The 17,826-nt window shown below is 42.5% G+C and carries 14 protein-coding genes; 8 read left to right on the plus strand and 6 right to left on the minus strand.

Translation table 11 applies throughout. The features are described 5' to 3' along the window. Positions 1 to 119 precede the first annotated feature (119 nt). From ptsP to BUE31_RS22880, 4 genes are all read right to left on the minus strand, one after another. The gene (ptsP, locus tag BUE31_RS22860; protein WP_073406177.1) at positions 120 to 1,823 is read right to left on the minus strand and encodes a phosphoenolpyruvate--protein phosphotransferase; all 1,704 of its coding nucleotides are present in this window, start codon (positions 1,821 to 1,823) and stop codon (positions 120 to 122) included. Between the two features lie 12 nt (positions 1,824 to 1,835). Further along, the gene (locus BUE31_RS31345) at positions 1,836 to 3,413 is read right to left on the minus strand and encodes a PTS system mannose/fructose/sorbose family transporter subunit IID (protein WP_200801974.1); all 1,578 of its coding nucleotides are present in this window, start codon (positions 3,411 to 3,413) and stop codon (positions 1,836 to 1,838) included. Between the two features lie 101 nt (positions 3,414 to 3,514). After that, positions 3,515 to 3,985 (minus strand): PTS sugar transporter subunit IIB, encoded by a 471-nt coding sequence (locus BUE31_RS22875; RefSeq protein ID WP_073406178.1) that lies wholly within the window; start codon positions 3,983 to 3,985, stop codon positions 3,515 to 3,517. Further along, positions 3,978 to 4,412: a PTS sugar transporter subunit IIA gene (locus BUE31_RS22880; protein WP_073406179.1), complete on the minus strand. Its 435-nt coding sequence runs from the start codon at positions 4,410 to 4,412 to the stop codon at positions 3,978 to 3,980. The genes BUE31_RS22875 and BUE31_RS22880 overlap by 8 nt, the downstream gene beginning before the upstream one ends. Before the next feature lie 523 nt (positions 4,413 to 4,935). Between BUE31_RS22880 and BUE31_RS22885 the strand changes: the two genes are divergently transcribed. The 8 genes from BUE31_RS22885 (at position 4,936) to BUE31_RS22920 (ending at position 14,782) form a co-directional block, all read left to right on the plus strand. After that, on the plus strand, positions 4,936 to 6,756 hold the full coding sequence (locus BUE31_RS22885) for a glycoside hydrolase family 9 protein (RefSeq protein ID WP_073406180.1): 1,821 nt from the start codon (positions 4,936 to 4,938) through the stop codon (positions 6,754 to 6,756). Positions 6,757 to 6,767: 11 nt separating this feature from the next. Further along, positions 6,768 to 7,907, plus strand: a complete 1,140-nt coding sequence (locus tag BUE31_RS22890) for a redoxin domain-containing protein (RefSeq protein ID WP_073406181.1) — start codon at positions 6,768 to 6,770, stop codon at positions 7,905 to 7,907. A gap of 204 nt (positions 7,908 to 8,111) precedes the next feature. Further along, positions 8,112 to 8,882, plus strand: a complete 771-nt coding sequence (locus tag BUE31_RS22895) for a ThuA domain-containing protein (protein WP_234997891.1) — start codon at positions 8,112 to 8,114, stop codon at positions 8,880 to 8,882. Positions 8,883 to 8,903: 21 nt separating this feature from the next. After that, on the plus strand, positions 8,904 to 9,662 hold the full coding sequence (locus BUE31_RS22900) for a ThuA domain-containing protein (protein WP_073406183.1): 759 nt from the start codon (positions 8,904 to 8,906) through the stop codon (positions 9,660 to 9,662). Between the two features lie 76 nt (positions 9,663 to 9,738). Further along, a complete protein-coding gene (locus BUE31_RS22905; protein ID WP_073406184.1) occupies positions 9,739 to 10,269 on the plus strand; it encodes a DUF4468 domain-containing protein in 531 nt (176 codons plus the stop codon). A 149-nt stretch (positions 10,270 to 10,418) separates the two neighbouring features. After that, entirely contained in the window at positions 10,419 to 11,180 is a 762-nt protein-coding gene (locus tag BUE31_RS22910; protein ID WP_073406185.1) for a ThuA domain-containing protein, read from the plus strand. Between the two features lie 295 nt (positions 11,181 to 11,475). After that, positions 11,476 to 13,503 (plus strand): copper amine oxidase, encoded by a 2,028-nt coding sequence (locus tag BUE31_RS22915; RefSeq protein ID WP_073406186.1) that lies wholly within the window; start codon positions 11,476 to 11,478, stop codon positions 13,501 to 13,503. A 409-nt stretch (positions 13,504 to 13,912) separates the two neighbouring features. Further along, entirely contained in the window at positions 13,913 to 14,782 is an 870-nt protein-coding gene (locus BUE31_RS22920) for a pirin family protein (protein WP_073406187.1), read from the plus strand. 75 nt (positions 14,783 to 14,857) lie between these two features. Here the strand turns inward: BUE31_RS22920 and BUE31_RS22925 are convergent, their stop codons facing one another. After that, the gene (locus BUE31_RS22925) at positions 14,858 to 15,241 is read right to left on the minus strand and encodes a hypothetical protein (RefSeq protein ID WP_073406188.1); all 384 of its coding nucleotides are present in this window, start codon (positions 15,239 to 15,241) and stop codon (positions 14,858 to 14,860) included. Between the two features lie 141 nt (positions 15,242 to 15,382). Then, positions 15,383 to 17,632, minus strand: a complete 2,250-nt coding sequence (locus BUE31_RS22930) for a CRTAC1 family protein (protein WP_073406189.1) — start codon at positions 17,630 to 17,632, stop codon at positions 15,383 to 15,385. Between the last annotated feature and the right edge of the window lie 194 nt (positions 17,633 to 17,826).

The following is a 17,826-nucleotide window of genomic DNA, read 5'->3' on the forward strand; positions in this document are numbered from 1 at the left end:
GTCTCCTGAAAGGGACCCTGCGCCGCGTGCTAAGTATTCAACCTTGCATTTTCCTCCCATCAAACATCATCCAGCGCAGGCTCCTCTGCGAGAGACCCTGCGGGGACGGGGCAGGGATTTTATTTTGTTATTCCTTCCAAATAAGCTATAATATCTTCCGAACTCTCCATCTCCATTACATTTTTGTACACCTGCCTGGCTTTTAGTTCGTTGTTATTTATAATGATGCTTTTTATGGCAGGGATCGAAGCCGCGCTCATAGAAAACTCCTTTAACCCCATGCCCAGCAGTAATAAAGTTGCCAATGGATCAGATGCCATTTCGCCGCACATGCCAACGTGAATGTTGTGCTTTTGGCCTTGTTCAATCACATTGCTGATCAGCCTCAAAACACCCGGATTAAAAGGATCATACAGGTGGCTTATCTTTTCGTTCATCCTGTCAACCGCCAGTGTATACTGGCAAAGATCGTTTGTGCCGATGCTGAAAAAATCCACTTCTTTGGCCAACAAGTCAGCGGTTATTGCCGCAGATGGCACCTCTATCATGACCCCTGTTTTGATAGCCACATTAAAGGCAATATTATCCCGCAATAATTCCGCTTTTGCTTCTTTCAAAATACTTTGCGCCGACCTGATCTCCCGGATATTGGAGATCATCGGAAACATGATTTTTAAATCGCCAAATACTGATGCCCTTAAAATTGCTTTAAGCTGAGTAATGAAAAGATCCTTACAATCTAAACAGATCCTTATTGCGCGGTAACCCAAAAAAGGGTTAAGCTCGGCAGGCAGGTTAAAATAGGCAAGGTTTTTATCACCCCCAATATCAATGGTACGTACAATTACCGGTTTGCCTTTGGCTTGCAGCGCAGCCTGTTTATAAAATTCAAATTGCTCATCTTCCGTTGGGAAGGTATCGCGATTCATGAACAACAGTTCGGTACGTAACAGCCCCACCCCTTCGCCGCCATTATCAAAAACATCGGCTAGGTCTTCGGCTCCTGAAATATTGCCCGATAACATTACCTGTAAACCATCAGTTGTAATGGCTGGCAGATCTCTTAACGTTTTCAGGCCATCAGCATGCTGACGGTAAGCATCTTTTTTTATTTTATACTCTTTAATCAATTCCTGGTCAGGGTTTATATGCACCTCACCTTTTAGTCCATCTAAAATAATAACATCATTATTTTTTATGCTGACCAGTTCCTCACTACAACCAACAACTGCCGGGATGCCTTTTGCTTTCGCAATAATAGCAGCGTGTGATGTTTTACTGCCCATCTGCGTGGCAAAACCAATAACGCGGCTCACATCCATGGTAATGGTATCAGAAGGGGAAAGATCTTCGGCTATGATGATCGTATCCGGCTCAAATTCGTAATTTCCTGAACCCTGGCCATTAAGGTTTTTTGAAATTCGGGCACCTATATCCTGTATATCAGCAGCGCGGGCACGCATGTATTCATCCTCCATGCTTTCAAATACCTGCACAAAATCGGCAATAACTTCTAACAGGGCATCATTTGGGTTTTTATGTTCGGTCTCAATCTTTTCAACTACACCGTCCCTTATCTCCGGATCGCTTAACAACTCAATTTGGGTCTCAAGGATGGCTATGTCATTATCAGAAATTGACGGATTATTTTTGATTATTTCAACTTCAATAATGGCATTGCTTATGGCCAGATCAAACCGTTCAACCGCTGCTTGTATTTCTGCCGAATCATTTAAAAGGATTCCGGTTAACACAGCCTCCTTCTTTTGAATTAGGAAGGCTTTGCCTATTGCTATACCCGGTGAAACGCCAATTCCTTTCATCTTCTCATCAAATTAAGCAAACAAATGGATCATGCTGCCAATAAAGCCCAGCGCCAGCAAACCGAGTAACAAATGAGTCGTTTTAGCGCCGTTCTTTACAAAATAGTAAACCAAAAAAGTTAACCCTAAGGGTATAATTGCAGGCACTACCTGGTCTAAAACGCTTTGGATCGTGATCTCTGATTTATCTGAACCTATGCTAATGGGTGTTCTGATTGACATTAGAGTAGCCGGCATCGCCCCAACTACCATTAAACCCAATATAGATGCGCCCTTGGTTAACCGGTCCATCACGTTGTTTTTGGCCAGGTTTTGCAGAAATTTAGTACCTGCCCTATAGCCAATAAAAGTGAGGTTATACCTGAGCACAAGGTGCGGCACATTAAATATCAGCAGAAAAAGAACAGGCCCCATTATGTTGCCCTTTATGGCCAGCGATGTACCAACCCCGGCAGCAATAACCTTAAAAGTGCCCCAAAATAACGAGTCGAATACACCTGCCAGCGGCCCCATTAAACCCAACTTTACCGTACTGATCGATTCTGCATCAAAATCAGGATCGTTGCTGTTCTGTTCTTCCATAGCAGCTGTTATCCCTAAAATAAGGGTTGAACCATAAGGACTGGTATTAAATAACTGTAAATGCCTTTTCAGTGCGGCCGCCATTGCTTCTTTGGTGGTATAAAGTCGTTTTAAAACCGGGATAATTGAAAAAGCGTAGCCCGTATTTTGCCAGGTTTCAAAATTGAAATTGGCTTCTAAAGCCATGGAACGTAAAAACACATTCCGGATGTCTTTATTATTTAGTTTTTTTACTGGCTTAGCTTCTTCCTTGATTTCATTAAAATCATCATCGTCTTCACCATCTGTTTTTGGCGTAACCTGGGTTACTATCAGGGCTATTATAATTCCCAGTCCGCCAATAGCAATTACCGGCAATTTTAAATAAGCCGCCAGCATGAAGCCCAGGAAAAAATATGGAGCAACTGTTTTGTTGAACATCAGGTTCATTAAAAGTGCGAAACCTAAGGCCGGCAGCATATTCCCGGCAACCTGCAAACCTGTTTGTACCCAGGCAGGGATCAGGTCCAGGAAGTCCTTCATTACTGTAGCACCCAATTGCAGGGCCAGCAGGATGATGATGCCCATTAATATAGGCCTGAGGATCCCCGAGAGGATATGCAGCTGCTGAATGCCGTTAAAGTCTCCCTCATCAGCATATTGATTAAACTTTTTATTGATCACCGCCCTGAATACAAAAAGACTGCTGATCAGCATTTCGGCCAGGATTGATACTGGCACGGCTATAGCCAGTGCAATGGCTGGTCCCTTACCGGAGATAATGGCGAAGGCCGTACCCAATACGCCTCCGGTTATAACATCAGGTGGGATAGCCGCCCCTACCTTTATATTACCCATAAATATCAGCTCCAAAGTAGCGCCAATAATTATGCCCTGGTTCAAGTCCCCAAGCACAAGGCCTACCAGCGGACCTAAAACCAATGGACGGCTCAGCAACGTGGTACCCAAAAAGTCTTCGGAGTGACCGAACATGGCTATGAGCGCAATAAGCAGGTATGAAATTGACATATGTTTTAATTAATGTATGTAGAGAGAATCAAGAAGTCAAGAGTCTGGAAACAAGATAAGAAAGAAATATTCTTGACTCTTACTCTCTTGATTCTTGCATCTTATATTAAGCTTCCCACCATTTGCTTTGTATCAGTAGGCACCTGTCTTAATTCCAGCTCTATTCCTTTATCCAGTAGTTCTCTTACAAGGGTTATATCATCATCATCAATAGCCACGGCTTTTGAAATAAGCTTGGCACCATCTTTTAACCTGATGCCACCAAAATTTACCGACTTTATTTCCGACACCTCGTTAACCAATGCATAGGCGTCTTTAACGCTGTTTATGATCAGTAATATCTTCAGGTTCCTGCTTTTTTCATCGTTTAAAAACACTGCGGCGTCTTTTAATGATTTAATTAAAAGCTTGGTTCCCGCTGGTTTGGCAAGGCCCAGGGCCATCTTTAAAAATTCGTCTTTAGCAACTTTATCATTTGCTATTAAAAGGCAATTAACACCCAACGCGGGTGTCCAGGTAAATGCAACCTGACCATGCACTAATCTGTCATCAATCCGGGTCAGTTTAATCATCCTGGTCTTCTTTTTGCTGGGTTAAAAGTCTGTTTACGTATGTCATTTGCTCTTTAGCATTATCAATTGCCGAAGTAATTACTTCTTCAACAGGTGTTTCGGCATCCGCCATTAAAATCTCCATCAGCAAGGGTAAATTAAACCCCGATACTACATAGACGTTTGATCTTAATGCATGTTGCAGCACCTGGTTAGTAATACTCCCACCCATTATATCGCAAAATACTATCAGCTCATCGTTATCGCTAACCTGGTCCATCACCTCTTTTATTTGTGTTTCAACCGAAACAGCATCATCTATATAGGCCTGGATTAAAAACACATGCTCAACAGCGCCAATAATTATATCTAACGATGATTTTACTCCAGCGGCAAACGTGCCGTGGGTAGCTATCAGGAATTTCCTTGTTCTATCACTTTTCTCCATCCGGTATTATAGGTGTTTGTTTAATAAATCAGCAATACAATATATGCATTTTTATGTTCTGCAATAATCAACCAAACTTTAGTTAAATACTATTTTTAAGGCCCTACAATACCACTACTGTGGTTTTTATAGGGTTTTATGCATTAATCCGTTAGAATTAAACACGATTATCCATAGCGATGGGTTTGAAATCTTCCGGGTTCGAAACGTATCCTAATGATCAATTATTTCCCCGAATCCCTCCTGTTTAACGCAGGCCTTCGACCTGCGCTGACATGTTAGACCCTTTCAGGGCCAGAAAAATAAAAACACTAAAGCCCTGTAAGGGCGACATCCATCAGCGCAGGTCGAAGGCCTGCGTAATTGATAATGTTTTCAAATTTTATCAAACCGTAGTGCTAATGTAGGGGTATGAAAATCCCTGCGTGAAATGTAATATATTAGCTTTGGACTTCCGGGATGCTTACCAACATCCATTAATAATATAAACCTTAATATAAATAACACAATGGTTTTATCACACATGAAAAGATCTATAATATATGTACTGCTGCTTACTCCTTTTTTACTGCGTGCGCAGTCGGTAAAAATAGTTACCAATCATGTTGGGTATGAAGACAACCGCGCCAAGCACGCCATTATAGTTGCAGACAGCAAGCTGAACATAAATACATTTAACCTGGTTGATGCCGGTACAGGTGTAAGCGTATTTACAGGTAAACCTGTATTTAGCGGCCCGGTTAACAAATGGAAGAACTTTCAATTTTGGACGATTGACTTTAGCACAATTACAACTCCCGGTACTTATAAGCTGCAGATCCAGTCTGCAAAAGGCCCTGTATCTTCCTATCCGTTTATCATCGGGAAAAACGTACTGGAAAAAGCTACTGTATCTGATGTGGTATATTATTTCAAAGGCCAGCGCAGTTCTGGCTTGCTGGATAAGGCCGATCATCATACCTTATTATCAGGTAAAACAACTGATACCATTGATGCGCATGGTGGCTGGTACGATGCTACGGGCGATTATGGCAAGCACCTTTCACATCTTTCATTCTCCAATTATTTCAATCCGCAGCAAATTTCACTAACAGCGTGGAGCTTGTTTAAAACCTACGAGCTTTTAAATGCAAGGCCGGGAACAGATTTCAGGCAGTTTAACCGCAGAATTTTGGACGAGGCTATGTATGGCGCTGATTATTTGGTGCGGATGCAGGCCAAAGGCGGATCATTTTACCGTTCAGTTGGTGCTCCCGGTCCCGGGAAATTGCCAAAGGACAGGATGATCCCTGCCGAAGAAGGCAGCTACCGGATAAAGAAAACCAAAGACCAGGCGTTTAATAAAGCCTCCACTGAAAAAAGCTGGCGGCTTTACCAGTCCAGCTACCGCTCAGGTGCGGGGATGGCCATAGCCGCGCTGGCAATGGCGTCAGCTTATCCGGTAAGCGGGGAATTTAGCAATGCAGATTATTTAAAAGCCGCCGAAAACGCCTTTGCTTTTTTAGAGAAAGATAACGAGCAAATGGATTATGATCACAAAGAAAATATGCTGGATGATTATTGTGCTCTGAATGCGGCTACAGAGCTTTATAAAGTAACAAAAAAGGACGTTTACAAAGCCGCGGCTGCAAAAAGGGCCGCTAATATTATGGGCCGCCTGGTTACCTGGAAAAATTATAAAAATTATTTCAGGGCCGATGACAAGGATCGTCCGTTCTTTCATCCATCTGATGCCGGGCTACCGGTAGTAAGCTTGTTATACTATTACCCATATGCTACTGCAGACGAACAGGCACGGATCAAAAAAACCACAAAAGAATCAATGGAGTTTGAGTTGGCTATTACACACGAGGTAAACAACCCGTTTGATTACAGCCGCCAACTGGTGCAGGATACTTTGGGAAACAGGCGAAGTTCTTTCTTCTTCCCGCATGGCAGCGACGCTTCCCCATGGTGGCAGGGCGAAAATGCAAGGCTTGGCTCGGTTGCCGCAGCAGCAAGAATGGTAGCCGCGTTGTTTAAAGATGATAAACCGTTTCACGATCAGCTGGACGGCTTTGCGCTTGACCAATTAAACTGGATTCTCGGGTTAAACCCGTTTGATAGCTGCATGCTGCAGGGGACAGGGCACAACAACCCTGCCTATGGTTTTTTCGGAACGTTTGAATACACCAATGCCCCGGGTGGTATCGTGAATGGTATAACCTCGGGTTTTGATAACGAGGACGATATAGATTATAATATCCCCTATGCCGTATCGGGCAAAGATTCAGACTGGCGCTGGGCCGAGCAATGGCTGCCACATACGGCGTGGTATTTACTGGCGGTTTCCTTAAATGATTAAGTTTAAAAAAAATGAAAAAATATATAACAAGTTTAGTTTTCCTTTTAACGCTTTGCAGCTTTGCATTTGCTAATGTTGATCATAAAACCCTGGCAATAGGTGAAAGTGCACCTGATTTCAGTCTGCCCGGTATTGACGGTAAAACCTATACGCTGCAATCGTTTAAAAATGCAAAGGTGCTGGTTATTGTTTTTATGTGTAACCATTGCCCAACCTCGCAGGCCTATGAAGACAGGATGGTTAAGCTTACCAGTGACTATGCCGCTAAGGGTGTAAGCTTGGTAGCCATTAACCCAAATAACCCGGCGGGACTTCGTTTGGATGAATTAGGTTACAGCGACCTTGGCGATTCATTCGAAGAGATGAAGATCCGCGCCAAAAACATGAAGTTTAACTTCCCGTACCTGTATGATGGCGAGACCGAAGTAACCGCAAACAAATATGGTCCTGTTGCAACACCTCATATTTTTATTTTTGATAAAGACAGGAAACTGCGCTACAATGGCCGCATTGATGATATGGAAAATCCGGCAAAAACGCCGCACTCCCTTGATGCACGAAATGCTATTGATGCCATATTAGCAGGTAAGGAAATAGCCGTGCCGGTTACTAAAACCTTTGGCTGCTCTATAAAGTGGGCCGAGAAAAGTGTTTGGATTGACAAGGCGCAAATTCAATGGGCCAAAGAGCCTGTGAAGTTAGATACCCTGAGTGCGGATGGCATAAAAGAAGTACTGAAAAATCATACCGATAAATTGCGATTGGTTAATTTATGGGCTACTTGGTGCGGCCCCTGCGTTGCTGAATTTAGCGACCTGGTTACCTTAAACCATACCTACCGCGACCGCGGCCTTGAGTTTGTAAGCATCAGCGCCGATGATCCTGCCAAGAAGGATAAGGCCCTGGGGTTTTTGCAGCGTAAACAGGCATCGGGGTTAAACTATATCTACACAGGAGATGATAAATATAAAATGATTGAGGCGGTAGACCCAAAATGGGATGGCGCTTTACCTTATACGCTTTTAGTTGAGCCCGACGGTAAAATTGTTTACGCCCACCAAGGAGCCATTGATGCCGAAGAGCTAAGAAAAATAATTTTTGATGACCCGATGATGGGCAGGATTTATAAAGAACCGGTTGCGAAACCGTAAGAAAAGTAATCGTAAGTAGAGTAATAAAAAGAATGTCATGCTGAATTTATTTCAGCACCCCACATGCCAGGTGTACTCTATGTATTTAAATGCATGATGGTATAGCATTGTGGCTAACTGTCCTGTGAGGTGCCGAAATAAATTCGGCATGACGGCGGGTTTTGCAGAATGCGAATAAAACATAACAAGTCAATATAAATGGACATGAAAAAAATATTATCAAGCAAGACTACTCTAATCACCTTGGTCCTGCTTTGTTTTTGCGGATTTCGAATCAATGCCCAATCCGCCAAATTCAAAGTGCTCGTAGTTGCATCCCAGGCAAAAGACCACTGGAAAAGTATCTCAGCAGGGAAAGAATTCTTTGAAAAGTTAGGTGCCGAAAATCACTTTAGCGTTGATTTTACAGATGATACCAGCAAGATCAATGATGCCAACATGGCCAAATACCAGGTGTTTGTAATGTTTCATTTGGCGCCTTTTGATATGTCGGCAAGCCAGCAGGCGGCTTTGCAAAAGTTTGCGGAGCAGGGTAAAGGCTGGGTAGGCGTGCATGCTGCCGGACTAACCGGCAAGCAATTTTTAGGACCAAATTCAACTGCAAAATATTGGGATTGGTTTGAAACTTTTATGGGTGGCGTAACTTATTCGCCCCACCCGGCTTTCCAGGATGGGATGGTTGTGGTGGAAGATCATAAACACCCGGTCACCAAAAACCTGCCGGCAAAATTCTGGCTTGCGGACGAGTGGTATGAATGGGATAAAAGTCCAAGGGGTAATGTGCGGGTTTTGGCTACGGTTGACGAATCAACCTATAAACAAAACAAGCCAATGGGCGATCATCCTATGGTTTGGACAAATGAAAACTTTCACCGGATGATCTATATCTGTATCGGCCATTCGCCAACATCATTAGTAAATCCAAACTATATACTATTAATGCGCAATGCCATTTTGTGGGCTGCGTCAAAATAAAAATATCAACCTAAAAATAACATGAAAAAAATAGCATCAATAATTGGGTTTTGTGTTCTGGGAATCTGCAGCGCCTGGGGACAAAAAGCGCCAAGGTTTAAAGTGATAGCCCTTTACGAGAATGGCGGTCATCATATTGAATATTCACGTGCCGCAAAAGTATGGCTGGATAAACTGGCGGCCGACAGCAATTTTACTATTGATTATATCCAGAATACAGATAAAATTGATGATGCATTTTTAGCCAATTACCAGCTGTTTATCCAATTGGATTACGCACCTTACGGCTGGAAAGAAAAGGCGGTAACCGCTTTTCAAAATTATATTGAGCAGGGCAAAGGCGGCTGGATCGGCTTTCATCATGCTACTTTGCTGGGCGAGTTTGACGGTTACCCGATGTGGCAATGGTTCAGCAAATTTATGGGTGATACCCGCTACAAAAATTACATAGCAACTTTTGTGAAAGCTAAGGTAAATGTTGAAGATAAAGCGCACCCGGTTATGAAAGGCGTGTCCCCTGCATTTATTGTTGAAAAGGAAGAGTTTTACACTTACGAAAAAAGCATGCGCCCTAATGTGCATGTATTGGCTTCGGTAGATGAGAGCACCTATGTGCCCAACTCTGATATTAAAATGGGCGACCACCCGGTAATATGGACAAATCCTAATTATAAAGCACGCAACATTTACATATTTATGGGGCATTCGCCTGTCCTTTTTGAGAGCAGGGATTACACAACCCTGTTTAGCAATGCCATTTTTTGGGCAGCGGGAAGGTGAGTGAATTCAGAAGTCGAAATGTCGATTGCGGAAGTTTTTAAAGTCGGGAAAGTTTGAAGGTTTTAGATAAGAAACAATGATAAAAAAAATAATTATAGCCCTAAGCCTGCTGCCGTGTATGTGTATCGCGCAAAGCGATACGCACCCGGTGGCAATGCAGATGCAAAATGGGAAGATCTATTTTGATAACGCTTACTCACTTAATGCAGGTCTTAAAAAAGATGAGCTTTTTAACCGTGCCGCTAATTGGTTAAAGGGTGCTTTTCAATACCCGGATAAAAGCATTGATGTTGCCGATCCAAAAAAGGGTGAAGTTGCCGGAACAGGCGTATTCAAAATTACAACAAGTGAATCAGGTCATTATTACTGGCTAAAGTTTACCGCGAATATTGTGGTGCACAACGCCACTTATGAGCTTAAACTGCATGATTTTTATGAAAAGCCGATTGAGCCCGGTATCTCCAATGAGTATTCAAAAATTGAGTATCGCTGGTGGGATTACCGGCAGGGCAAGCCCTGGGGACCGGAGGATAAACCGCTGTTTGAAGGGATGAATAAGGATTTGAACGAGATGATGACTTCCCTGGAAACAACAATGAGCAAATAATAATCTCATTCGCCTCACCCTGCCCTCTCCAAAGGAGAGGGTTCAAAAAAAAGAATATAAAAGAGCGAAGCTGAAGTCCTCTCCTTTGGAGAGGATTTAGGTGAGGCGAGTAAAAGCATGTTAAATAAACACCTATTTAATATAGAACTATGAAAAGAAACTTACTAAAAACGGCACTTAGCCTGTTCATATTACTGATTGGGCAAACCACAACCTTTGCCCAATCGCCAAAGTTCAGGGTGCTGGCGTTATACTCAACCAATGTGGAAAGTGATCATGTTGATTTTGCTATGCAGGCGATGAAATTTTACAGCAGGTTTGCTGCAGAAAAAGGTTTTGCTTTTGATACCACTTCCCGCTGGGAGGACCTGAACAACGAAAAGTTAAAAAATTACCAGGTGGTAGTTTGGCTTAACGAATTTCCGCACAACCAGGCGCAGCGCAGCGCTTTTGAAAAGTTTATGGCGAATGGCGGCGCATGGTTGGGTTTTCATGTATCGGGGTACAATGATAAATATACCAAATGGCCGTGGTTTGTAAGCTTTTTGGGCGCTACTTTTTATAACAACAACTGGCCGCCATTACCTGCTAAAATGATAGTGGATGATAACACCCACCCGGCAACAAAGCGCCTGCCTAAAACCTACACAGCGCCGATATGTGAGTGGTATGGATGGAAGCCAAATCCGCGGGATAATAAGGATATCAGGGTATTGATGACTTTATCTCCTGAAAACTACCCGCTGGGTAAAAAAGATATTATAACTGGGGGCGATATCCCTGTTGTATGGACAAATACCAAATACAAAATGATTTATATGAACATGGGGCATGGTGATAAGAACTTTGACTCAGATGTTCAGAATATGATGTTTGAAGATGCCATAATTTGGCTAGGAGATAAGAAATAAAACAAGCCGGGTGTCATGCTGAACCCCGTCGAAGCATGTGGGCATAGGCCTCTACGCGCGTCGCCCTTCGACAAGCTCAGGATGACACCCATTTCAATGTTCCCGCAGGGTCTCTCATAGAGGACCCTGCGATGTATAATGCTTGCGAGAAGCATTTTATTACCCACAAACATAACGCAGGGTCCTCTACGAGAGACCCTGCGAAGACGAACTGTTTTTAATGCAATGTTTAAGAGCCGGTTATCCTAAAGTTTGAGAAGAAACTGTTAAGAATCACTCTTTAAACAAAATAGCAATGGCAAAAACATGTTTACTTTACACTTTTTTAGTGCTGATGTTGTGCGCAGGGCAATCCTGCAAACAAAAAATGGATGACGATAGCCCCACTTACCCGCTTGACCCGTTAACAGCAACCGAGATGAAAAAAGTTGTCCAGATTTTAAAGGACAGCAAAACAACAACGGGTAAGGACATCTTTAATATCATCAACCTGAAGGAGCCGCCTAAAGCTGAAGTATTGGCTTATAAACCGGGCACACCTTTCAGGCGCGAGGCCTTTACCAGCTTTTATGACTATGCTAAAAATGGCGTTACCGAAGCGGTTGTAGATCTAAATGCAGGCAAAGTGATCTCCGTTAAAAGCATCCCCAACGTAATTGGCATGGGCCTGGAAGCCGACTCGGTAGCCAATGCTATTGTAAAAAAGGATGCCGGCTGGGTAGCGGCTTTAAAAAAGCGCGGGATCTCCATCGACTCTGTAACCCACCGAAGTATTTTTACAGGCGACATAGGTATTGCACCCATTGGACACCGTGAGCAACTGGTAATTGCACGGCGCAAAAAGAACAATGTTGATATTGAAGGCCTGATGGCCTACACCGATTTCACCACTGGGAAGATCCTAAAGATAGTTGATGAGGGTAATAGCTTTAGCGCCGCGGTTGATCTGAATTATTTTAATAAAGATTCAATCAAGGAGCTTAATAAAAGCATTATGCCGCTCATTATTACTCAGCCTGAAGGCCACACCTTTGATATTAAAGGGCATGAAATTACCTGGCAAAACTGGAAGCTGCGTTATGGCGTAGATAACCGCGAAGGCCTGGTTATTTACGATGTAAAATATATAAATAAAGGAAAAGAGCGTTCCATTATGTACCGTGGGTCGATGCCTGAAATGGTGGTGCCTTATGGCTCGCCTGATCTGTTCCAGGCATCGTACAACTTTTTTGATGCGGGAGAATACCGGTTGGGGCAGGGTATTGCACAATCAATGAGCCCGGGGGCTGACGCACCAGAGAATGCTGAATACATGCCAGCAGTTTTGCACCGGGAGAACGGCACTCCGTTCCAGATTGACAGGGCTGTTGCCATATTTGAAGAATATGGCGGAACACTGTGGCGCCACAGCACGGTATCGCGCAGGGCAACTAACCTGGCCATAAAGTATTATACCATGATTGAAAATTACGACTATGCCTTTACCTGGCGATTTAAGGAAGACGGCACTATTGATGTGGACGTGGAACTAACCGGGATAGTTGAAGTAAAAGGCGTGCACCGGGTTAATGAAATGGATAAGCCTGATAAGGACGACCTGTCATACAACGGGCATTCGTTCGGCACATTGGTTCATAAGCATGTGGAAGCGATAAACCACCAGCACTTTTTTGTTTTCAGGATGGATTTGGATATTGATGGCGCTAAAAATAACAGCGTAATGGAAATGAACTCCAAATTAGTGCCGCCGGGTAAGGATAACCCGTTTGGCAATGCATTTTATGTAGATGGTATGATGTTTAATACCGAGCTGCAGGCACAACGCGATGTTGATTATTTAAGCGCGCGTAACTGGCATATCTACAATAATAAAGAAATGAGTGATTACGGACAGCATGTAGGCTATATGCTGATGCCCGGCGCACAGGCCAAAACATTTGTACCTGAAGGCTCCTTATTGCGCAAGAAGGCCGGGTTTTTAAATCACCAGTTTTGGGTTACGCAATATAACGAGGGCGAGGAATATCCTGCAGGCAGATATCCTGCAAGTAATAAAGTATACGACGGGCTGCCCGAATGGACAACAAAAAACCGCGCCATTAATAATAATGACCTGGTGGTATGGTATGTAGCCGGCATAACTCACATTGTAAGGCCCGAAGAATGGCCTATAATGTCGGTACATCATATGGGTTTTTCATTGATGCCTTTTGGATTCTTTTCAAGTAATCCAACCACAAATAACAGCAATCCTGATTTTATAAAGCAGAAGTTTAAGGATGTGCCTGTTAAACAGGAAGGTTCTGATATCGAACATCAGTAAAACACATTTGCTCCGGCAGGATTAAGTTAAAAGAACGCAGGTGATAACAAACCACATAGCAATGTCCAGTAGCCCCACCTAAACGGCATAGCCCTCATGAACGCCTATTAAAAATAAACAACTGTGAATAATCCTCCCCGGTTGGGAGGACTTGAAAAAAACAAACACTGGCGAAGCTAAAGTCTCTCCGCTAACCAGCGGAGGAGATTTAGAGGGGGCTACCAGGCTTTTGGGGAGAATCACGTTTCTGTTATCCCTTAACTTAATGATATTGACAGAGTTGCCCCGGCAGGATTTCCCGTAAAGATCCTGCCGGGGCATTAAGGCTTACAGCTATTTTTCTTAACCTACATCAAGCGTTTTCCTTCCATTTGTCAGGTATCTTTGTATATAAATTTAAGGAGACCAAATGGAAAAATTAATTGAAAAAATATATAGCCGCCCAGCCCGTCCGGGTATGGTAGGCGATGGCTTTAGGGTATTTAACTACTTCCCTAATGCTGAGCTAACCCAAAAACGGGTAAGCCCCTTTTTGATGCTTGATTTTAATGCCGAATATGATTTTGGCCCGTCTGACCATATCCGGGGAGTTGATGTGCACCCGCATAAAGGTTTTGAAACCGTTACTATTGCATACAAAGGCAGTGTAGCCCACCATGACAGCACCGGTAACAGCGGTGTAATAAATCCGGGAGATGTACAATGGATGACAGCCGGTGCAGGGATCTTACATAAAGAATATCATGAAGAAAGCTTTTCAAAAAAAGGAGGGCCGTTCGAGATGGTACAGCTTTGGGTAAACCTTCCGGCAAAAGATAAATTAACCACACCAAAATATCAGCCTTTAACTGCTGACCAGATGGCCAAGGTTACATTGCCTGGTAATGGAGGAGTGGTAAACATAATAGCCGGTAACCTGAACGAAAATAAAGGCCCTGCAACAACTTTTACACCCGTTAACCTGTTTGATATCCGTTTAAATAAAGGCGGAAAACTAAGCACTAATATCCCGGTAACCCATAACTCAATATTATTGGTGATTGAAGGAAAAGTAACTGTTAACGGTGAACAGGTTGATCAGCATGATTTTGTGCTGTTTAAAAATGAAGGCGAAGCAATAAATATCATTGCGGATGAAGACAGTGTAGCCTTATTGCTAAGCGGCGAACCCATTAATGAACCGATAGCGCAATACGGCCCATTTGTAATGAATACCCAGCAGGAATTGCAGGTTGCTTTCCAGGAATTTCAAGCAGGAAAATTCGGGGTGCTTGAATAAATAACACTGATAATTTATTTTAAACAGAAAAAGCGGCTAATGGCCGCTTTTTCTGTTTAATGCTTTTGTAACTTATTAGTTTGATGCAGAGCTCCAACCGTCGCTCCAGCCACCGTTCAGGCTTGAGTTTTTCGACTCTTTTACCAACTTATCATACTTAACAACCTGGGCAGGAGTTAATACGCCTTTAATTTTTTTAATAGTTGCTACGCGTAAAGGAGCAACATCTGCTAACATTTTATTGGTGTTGCCATGCTCCTTAACTTTAATTTTATCAAATTTTTCTACAGATTCTTTATAGATGGCACTAACTTTTTCGGTTTGCTTATCAGAAAGATTTAGCTGTTTTTGTAGTCCTTTAGCCTTTTCTACAGGGTCAGCTCCAACTTTAGTAGCTTGTGCACGGCTTGCAGTTGTTATTCCAATAAACAAACAGCATATCAACAGAATTTTTTTCATCGTTTAAAATTTAATGCTTTATATAATATTATAAATATAGTATTCTTTTACAAAATAAAAGAGGTTCGGTTTTCATTATCATCTTTCCTTATAATAAGAATATTATCGTTCTAATATTTTTTAAGTATAATAAGTCCGCACCTAATTTAATTTGCTAACCATAGGCATGCACACAGGCGTTTTAAGCAATTTTTTAAATGTCAACTTTTTTAAATGAATCACTTCAGCGGTGTTATTATATTCCGTTAAATGCAGAAACTGGTTTGGGGCAATATTTTTAAATCGCTGAATGGTATGGCTGCCTGCCCAATCTATCTCAATCTCATCAATTGATTTTGCCTGCCCTATTCCAATTTCCTGTTGTAAAGGAGATGATCCAAAGCTTCCGCCTGAATTAACATCTTTATAAACACTTCTTTTAACACCATTTTCGGTAAAGCTGATCTTGATATGGCTGCCTATCGCCGCTTTATTTGCCTTTACGCCTTCCAGCCTTAAGTTTATCCAGTTATTATTGTTCTGACCCGGATTAACATATAATGAGCTTGTATATGAATCGCCTTTGTATGCCCCCCCAATTTCTGCATAAATATCCTGGATCCCTGTGTTCCTGATATCTGCAAAGGCAACTCCGTGCCCCTTTTGAAGGTTGCCCGTACGGGATGAAACTGTAACATCTGCAAATCTTTTCCCGCCCATATTTTTAAACATTTTATTTGGTATCAATGATTTAAAATCAGGATTGCCGGTACCAAAATACATGTCCAGGTAGCCGTCATTATCTATATCACCAAAATTAGCGCCCATGCTATACACAACTTTATCAAGCCCGGTCTCTTTAGTTACGTTGGTAAAAGTACCATCATGGTTATTGCGGTACAGATAGATATTCCCTACATGTGGTATGGGTTTACCCAAAGCTTCAGCAGCCGAATAATAACCCAGGCTTTTGCCCCTGGCGCCATAATCGCCAATCAATATGTCGCTCCACCCATCATTATTATAATCATAAAACCAGGTGGTAAAGGTGCTTGCAGTATTTTCACTTATTCCTGATTTTGCAGTAACATCTTCAAAGTCGACCCCGCCGCCCTTTATGCCTTTATTTCTTAATAAATACTTTTGACCATCCATGGTGGATATAAATACATCCGCCCAGCCATCATGATTAAAATCGGCAGAGGTTACGCCTTTTACATACGACATTACATCGCAGTGTGCTTTTTCGGCTATATCTGTAAAAGTGCCGTCGTGGTTATTAATGTAAAGCATGCATTTATGTGTTCCGCCCTGGTCAAACTCAAAAGGGTTCTCGGCGCCTATAAAAACGTCAAGCCATCCATCGTTATTAAAATCAGCCCATACCGCAGCCTGGGTAGGGTGTAAAAAGAACAAGCCGCTTTGAACAGTAACATCCGTAAATGTTCCGTCGCCATTATTACGCAGTAATGAGCTGGGCTGATTGCCAAAGCCCTGGGTATTCCAGGCGCCCCTCAAAACAAAAATATCTTTATAGCCATCGTTGTTATAATCTGTTTGCTGAATGTTTAATCCACCGGTTATTCCCTTTAAACCACTTTGTTCCGTAATATCGCTGAAGGTGCCATTTTTATTATTTTGAAAATAATGCATCGGGTCATCCAGGTCCCATCCTGATGTTATTATATCAAGGTAGCCGTCATTATTGAAATCATCAACTATAACGCCACCCGCGCGGCTGTTTACATTCAGCCCCAGGTCTGCGGCCATATCGGTAAATGGTTTTACTTTAAAAGCCGTATCAGCATCTAAACCGGGGATCAAAAATTCTTTGGGTACATCTTTAGGGTAACCACCCAACGTCATAAAGGCAATATTTAGCAGCCATTTTGATTCCAGGTCATCAGGCGTGCTTCTCAATATCGTTTCATATACTTTAATAGCATTTGTTGATCCGGTTTTAATTGTATGAACGCCACCATCCTTTATAGGGAAAATGCACGACGAGCCATTATGATTAAGCATGCAATTAGTTCTTTCCCCCAGCCGCATGTAAGCAATGCCAATATCAGGCATCAGGGGGCCCATATTCATGAAATCCATTTTATTGATCAGGTCCTCGTATGTTTGTACAGCCTGGGTTTCTTTACCCACTTTAACACTAAGCGAGGCTTTCAATGCCAGCAGGTTAGGATTGTTTTCGTTGTTTGGTTTACTAAGCAGTGAATCTACGTGGGCCAATTTCACCTCCGGACTGAAAGGATTGGCAAAGGTGTAATTTCTATTCCTTAGCTCTCTGAGCAGCCCTACCATTTTCCCCGCTGACGATGAGCGGTGATAGGCAGCGGCGGTGACTATGATGATCAAAAGCAGTAAAATAACTGCCCCGCCAATTTTTCTTTTAGTTGTCATATACAGACGTAATAAGTTTTTTCAATTTTTCAATAATATTTTTATAACCAGGTTGGCTATTAGGTTGAAAGTACTTCGGCAACACCCTTGTATGCTGCTTAAACCTACATGGGAATGGCACCAGGTGCATAACCGAAATCTCATTATCAATTGCGAAAAAGAAAGACAGCCGGTAACATTTATCTGTAATGTTC

It is taken from the genome of Mucilaginibacter sp. OK098, assembly GCF_900142915.1.
GTDB lineage: Bacteria > Bacteroidota > Bacteroidia > Sphingobacteriales > Sphingobacteriaceae > Mucilaginibacter.

What these genes read in the sequence shown, in the direction of transcription:
- BUE31_RS22905 (WP_073406184.1), top strand. Translation starts at nt 9,739, where the DNA reads ATGATAAAAAAAATAATTATAGCCCTAAGCCTGCTGCCGTGTATGTGT.
- BUE31_RS22920 (WP_073406187.1), top strand. Translation starts at nt 13,913, where the DNA reads ATGGAAAAATTAATTGAAAAAATATATAGCCGCCCAGCCCGTCCGGGT.
- BUE31_RS22890 (WP_073406181.1), top strand. Translation starts at nt 6,768, where the DNA reads ATGAAAAAATATATAACAAGTTTAGTTTTCCTTTTAACGCTTTGCAGC.
- BUE31_RS22925 (WP_073406188.1), bottom strand. Translation starts at nt 15,241, where the DNA reads ATGAAAAAAATTCTGTTGATATGCTGTTTGTTTATTGGAATAACAACT.
- BUE31_RS22885 (WP_073406180.1), top strand. Translation starts at nt 4,936, where the DNA reads ATGAAAAGATCTATAATATATGTACTGCTGCTTACTCCTTTTTTACTG.
- BUE31_RS22915 (WP_073406186.1), top strand. Translation starts at nt 11,476, where the DNA reads ATGGCAAAAACATGTTTACTTTACACTTTTTTAGTGCTGATGTTGTGC.
- BUE31_RS31345 (WP_200801974.1), bottom strand. Translation starts at nt 3,413, where the DNA reads ATGTCAATTTCATACCTGCTTATTGCGCTCATAGCCATGTTCGGTCAC.
- BUE31_RS22930 (WP_073406189.1), bottom strand. Translation starts at nt 17,632, where the DNA reads ATGACAACTAAAAGAAAAATTGGCGGGGCAGTTATTTTACTGCTTTTG.
- BUE31_RS22900 (WP_073406183.1), top strand. Translation starts at nt 8,904, where the DNA reads ATGAAAAAAATAGCATCAATAATTGGGTTTTGTGTTCTGGGAATCTGC.
- BUE31_RS22875 (WP_073406178.1), bottom strand. Translation starts at nt 3,985, where the DNA reads ATGATTAAACTGACCCGGATTGATGACAGATTAGTGCATGGTCAGGTT.
- BUE31_RS22910 (WP_073406185.1), top strand. Translation starts at nt 10,419, where the DNA reads ATGAAAAGAAACTTACTAAAAACGGCACTTAGCCTGTTCATATTACTG.
- BUE31_RS22880 (WP_073406179.1), bottom strand. Translation starts at nt 4,412, where the DNA reads ATGGAGAAAAGTGATAGAACAAGGAAATTCCTGATAGCTACCCACGGC.
- ptsP (WP_073406177.1), bottom strand. Translation starts at nt 1,823, where the DNA reads ATGAAAGGAATTGGCGTTTCACCGGGTATAGCAATAGGCAAAGCCTTC.
- BUE31_RS22895 (WP_234997891.1), top strand. Translation starts at nt 8,112, where the DNA reads ATGAAAAAAATATTATCAAGCAAGACTACTCTAATCACCTTGGTCCTG.